Raw genomic sequence first — 4,669 nt, forward strand, 5'->3', positions numbered from 1 at the left:
GCGTGTGCGGCGCTTCGCCGGGCGACGGGCGGATGCCTCGCCGGCGACGGCCCCCTCGAGGTCGACGTCCTCGAAGCCCACCGCCTGGATGCCGCGCACCAGCCGCCCGGTCGCGAGCGCCTCCCCCGCACGCTCGTCGACCGTGGCGGCGATGAGCGACTGCTCGACCTCGTCGAGCACGGCGCGCGAGGGCGGGCGGCCCGCGGCATCCGCAATCCTCGTCGCCTGTTGCAGCAGGCCCGACACCAGCTTGCGACGCTCGGCGCCGATGCCCGTCAGCGCCCGGCCGTCACCGGCCGACTGCGCCTCGCGCAGGTCGTGGCCGAGGTCGAGCAGCTCGTCGATGCCGTCGGGCTCGTCGCGCACCAGCCGGTTCACGATCCATGCCGCCGGCGACGGCTTGCGCAGCTCCCCGATGCGCTGTGCGAGCTCGCGATCGTCGGCCTTGGCCGCCTTGGCACGGTCATTGCGCGCCGCCGTGAACTCCTCGGGCACGAGCCCGTAGAGCTCGTCGGCCACGGCGGTGAGCGCGTCGGTCGGCATCGGCATCACCCCAGCATGGTGAAGCTCACGAGCAGCACGGCCTGACTGATGAACACGAACGCGCCGACGATGATCGCCGCCAGCGACACCCACGACGGACCGGTCGCCGGGTCGCGCTTGAACTGGCGTCGCCCGAGCATGCCGAGCACGATCCCGCCCGCCGCGGCGACGAGCGCCGGCACGGCCGGCAGCAGGAACGACCCCGCCGAGAGCACGACGCCGATGATCGCGTACAGGGAGGTGCGCCGCCGGGCGACGCCACTGCCGCCCGCGCCCGGGGCACCAGAACTCATCGTCCGTTCACCTTCTCGATGCGCATCACGAGCACGACCCGGTCGGCACTGTCGGCGGGCGGCTCGGGGTCGGTGGCGCCGTACCGCTTCGCGAGGTGCACGTAGAAGGCGCCCTCCGGGTCGGGCACGGTCTCGGCGAGCCGGCCCCGCACCTCGACGTACTTGAGCGGGTCCTCGGGATCGAGCGCCTCGAGGGTCATGTGCGGGTCGTGCTGCAGGTTGCGGTACTTCGCGCGCTTCGTGGTGTGCGTGAAGCGGATGACGCCGGCGTCGGCGTCGAGCTCGAACCACATCGGGTTCACCTGGATCCCTCCGTGACGACGCACGGTGGCGAGGTGCCCGAAGACGGGCGCGGTGAGGATGCGGACGAAGTGATCGGTGAGCTCGGCGGTCATGCCTCCAGTCAAGCGCACTCGGGCCGCCCGCGGCATCCGTCGACGGCCACGACGGGGCACCGGATGCGACACGCCGCGGGCGACCGACCTGCCCCCCGGGCTGGGGGCGCGGCATCCGAGCGCCTGTGGTAATCCTTTCGTTGTTGATTGCGAGCGGGCCGGGGGGCCCGCGAGTGCGGGGGGCACCATGCGACGATCGCGAGTACTCGGCGTGCTGCTGATGGCACCGCTGCTGGCCCTGCCACTGGTGGTGGCGTCGCCGGCGGCGGCCGCGCCCGACGTGGAGGTGCGGGTCACGCTCGAGCGGATCCGGCTGACCGGCGGCGACGACGGATGCGGCGACCCCGACTGGTACGCGAAGGTCACCATCGACGGCCAGACGTTCAACAACGAGGACACGCCCTCGCAGGATGCCGAGGAGGGCGATCCCGACATCACGCCGAACTGGGAGTTCTCGCGCACGGTCGACACCGCCGCGCTCGCGACGCCCGGTCAGGTGCCGCTCTCCGTCGAGATCTGGGAGGAGGACGGCGGGCTCTGCTTCGGCGACGACCTCTTCGACGCGTCGCAGTCGGCCGGTTCGGCCATCGCCGGCTCCGCCACCGTTGCGCCCTGCAGTGTCGGCCTCGACGGGCAGACACTGCTCTGCGGCGCGAGCGGCATCTTCGCCGGCACCGGCGGCGACCGCGTCGAGGTCACCATGCGCGTGGAGGTCGACGAGCCGGCGAGTGCACCCGGCCAGCGCATCCGCTGCATGCACACGCCCGCCTGGCCGCAGGCCGGCGAGACCGTGACGATCACCGCGACCTCGCTCGACGGTGCGCTGCAACCGCTCATCGCCGACGACCTCGAGATCTGGTTCCAGCCCGACACCGCCGATGTCACGACGCGCACGAAGTCCGTCGACACCTCGGGCGTGGCATCCGCGACGTTCACCTTCACGGCTTCGCCCGACCCGGGCGCCGACGACTTCGACTTCGCCTACGGATGCCGCATGGCGAAGGGCGGCACCCCGATCTTCAGCGGCTGGCGACGAGCGACCGAGGGCGACCCAGGCACGTCGAGCTTCCCGATCGTCTACACCGGTCCGAGCGCGAGCCGTCTCGACATCGTGTTCATCGCCGACGTCGACACCTACCCCTTCGGGCCGGATGCCCCGTTCAACGCGATGTTCGTCCAGGACATCGCCCAGGTGGTGAACACGTCGTACTACGGCTTCGATCCGTTCCTCACGAACCAGGACAAGTTCAACTTCTGGGTCGTGCTGAACCAGGGCAAGGCGGATGACGCGAACGACGGGAGTTGCGACCACGACCTGCCGTCCGGGTGGGACGAGGACTTCGCCTTCGCCGATGGCGGCGCCATCCTGCACCGCAAGTCGCAACGCGACTGCGCGCTGCGCGGCGACCGCATCTTCTCGGGCACGCTGAACACCGCCTTCCGGAGCGACGCCTTCCAGGTGGTGACCCACGAGACGGGGCACCAGCCGTTCGGCCTCGCCGACGAGTACTGCGACCAGCGGCCGGGCTCGGCGAGCACGACGTGCGACGGCGGCTACTTCGAGCAGGACGACGCGCCGAACATCTACGAGGAACCCGAGGACTGCGTCGACGACCTCGGCGCGTTCCCCGGAAGACCTGAGTCTGCGTGCCAGGAGTTCACGGAGGACAACTTCTGGTTCTTCGACACCGACTACACGGTGTCGGACCCGGTGTCGAACGACCTGATGGTCGACAACGGGCTGGCCCAGCCGTCGGACATCAGACGGATGGACTTCATCTTCGGGCACTGCCAGGCTGCGGGATGCTGAGGCGCGACATGCAACGGAAGCACATGACGTACTGGGGGCTGGGGGTCGCCGCCGCGACGCTCGCCATCGTGGCCCTGCCGCTGACGACGGTGCAGGCCGACACCACCGAGGATCCGGGCACCGCGGCCCTGCCGGTGGTCGTGGACGCCGCGGCCGACCCGGCGAAGGCGGTGGTCGGGCGGCTCGACTTCGCGTCGCGCACCGAGACGAGCGTGCAGAGCGTCACGGTGTCCATCCAGCGGGCGCACTCCCACATCGGCGACCCGCCGCTGCTGCGCCTGACGACGGCCGACGCCGACGGTGCGCCGATCGAGGTCATGAACGCGTGGAGCCCGCTCTGGGTGTTCACGAACGACGGGCAGGAGCGCCTCGAGATCCAGGACAGCGGCTCGGGCAGCTTCATCGTGCCGTTCGCCGCGAACCTCGCGAGCCTGACGGTCGAGGACATCGAGCTCGGGCAGACCGTGGCCGAGGTCGACCTCGAGGGGCCGATCCAGGACTTCTGCGCGGCGAACCCCGGCGATCCCGACTGCCTCGAGGCCGACCTCGGGGTCGACTCGGTGTCGCCGACCGGTCCACTCTTCGCCGTGATGGGCGACGCGGTCGACATCCCCGTGGCGAGCGTGGTGAGCAACGCCGGACCCGACGGACCGATCGACGCGGAGGTCACGCGCTCGGTCGTCGCCGACCCGGGCCTCACCGTGGTGCCGGCAGCGGCGGACACCGTCGACGTGGCCGCGCTCGCGATCGGCGCCCCGCAGACGCTCGAGCGGACGTACGCCGTGACGTGCACCGCGCCCGGCGTGCACTCGGTGTCGTTCACCACCTCGATCGAGCCGAAGCTCGCCTCGGTCGTCGATGCCAACACCGCGAACGACTCGCTCACCGAGGCGTTCGAGGTCGACTGCGCGGTTCCCGTGACCATCAACATCCAGCCCGGCAGCACGACCAACCCGGTGAAGCTGAACTCGGGCGTGCTGCCGCTGGCGGTGCTCAGCACGAGCGCGGGCGAGTACGGCAACCCGGTGGCGTTCGATGCGACCACGATCGATCCGCTCAGCGTGAAGTTCGGCTCTGAGTCCGTGCTGCTGGGCGGCGGCGGGGGCACGGAGAGCCATCACAAGGGGCATCCGGAGCGATCGCTCGAGCTCGATGAGCGCACGCGCGATGCCGACCTCGACCTCGTGCTGCACTTCGGGCCGCGCACCGGGGTGCTCACCCCGAGCGACACCGAGGGGTGCGTGTTCGGGCGCTTCGACGGGCCGACCGGTTCGACGGCATTCTTCGGCTGCGACGCCGTGCACGTGAAGTGACCGCGCTCGGGCGCTGACGGGTGGTGGCCGTCGGCGCCGGCCGAGGGCCATCGAGGCGCCGACGCGGCGCCGTCCGGCCCCCGCACTGGGGCTCGCGCGCGGCGGATGACGGTCATGGCACGTCTCCGCCACCATTTCGGCGCAGTGTCGTGGCAGCGTCGTGTCAAGCCACGAACGCGCACGAGAGGTCATCCATGCCACGACGCACTCCCCCATCAGCGATTCGACGCACGCGCGCCATCGCCGTCGCCGCCGCCATCAGCGGCCTGGCGATCGGCGTCGGCGGGGTCGGAACCGCACTCCCCGCCGTCGCGG

General features: G+C 71.2%; 4 protein-coding genes and 1 pseudogene. 2 read left to right on the forward strand and 3 right to left on the reverse strand.

The genetic code is table 11. The annotated features are described in order from the left end of the window. From GH736_RS17645 to GH736_RS17655, 3 genes and pseudogenes are all read right to left on the reverse strand, one after another. Positions 1–549 (reverse strand): annotated as a pseudogene (locus tag GH736_RS17645) (hypothetical protein); the annotation flags it as partial. Next, positions 549–836, reverse strand: coding sequence for a hypothetical protein (locus tag GH736_RS17650; RefSeq protein WP_159605653.1), 288 nt, complete (start codon positions 834–836; stop codon positions 549–551). The pseudogene GH736_RS17645 and the gene GH736_RS17650, both read right to left, overlap by 1 nt. After that, positions 833–1,231: a PPOX class F420-dependent oxidoreductase gene (locus GH736_RS17655; protein ID WP_159605655.1), complete on the reverse strand. Its 399-nt coding sequence runs from the start codon at positions 1,229–1,231 to the stop codon at positions 833–835. Before GH736_RS17655 ends, GH736_RS17650 begins: the two co-directional genes overlap by 4 nt. A 187-nt stretch (positions 1,232–1,418) precedes the next feature. On the opposite strand from GH736_RS17655, the gene GH736_RS17660 reads away from it, so the two are divergent. Both GH736_RS17660 and GH736_RS17665 read left to right on the forward strand, forming a co-directional pair. Beyond that, a complete protein-coding gene (locus GH736_RS17660) occupies positions 1,419–3,041 on the forward strand; it encodes a hypothetical protein (RefSeq protein ID WP_159605657.1) in 1,623 nt (540 codons plus the stop codon). 8 nt (positions 3,042–3,049) lie between these two features. Beyond that, positions 3,050–4,354, forward strand: a complete 1,305-nt coding sequence (locus GH736_RS17665) for a hypothetical protein (RefSeq protein ID WP_159605659.1) — start codon at positions 3,050–3,052, stop codon at positions 4,352–4,354. The last annotated feature ends 315 nt before the right edge of the window (positions 4,355–4,669 follow it).

Origin of the sequence: Agromyces humi, from assembly GCF_009720255.1 — a bacterium.
Lineage (GTDB): Bacteria > Actinomycetota > Actinomycetes > Actinomycetales > Microbacteriaceae > Agromyces > Agromyces humi.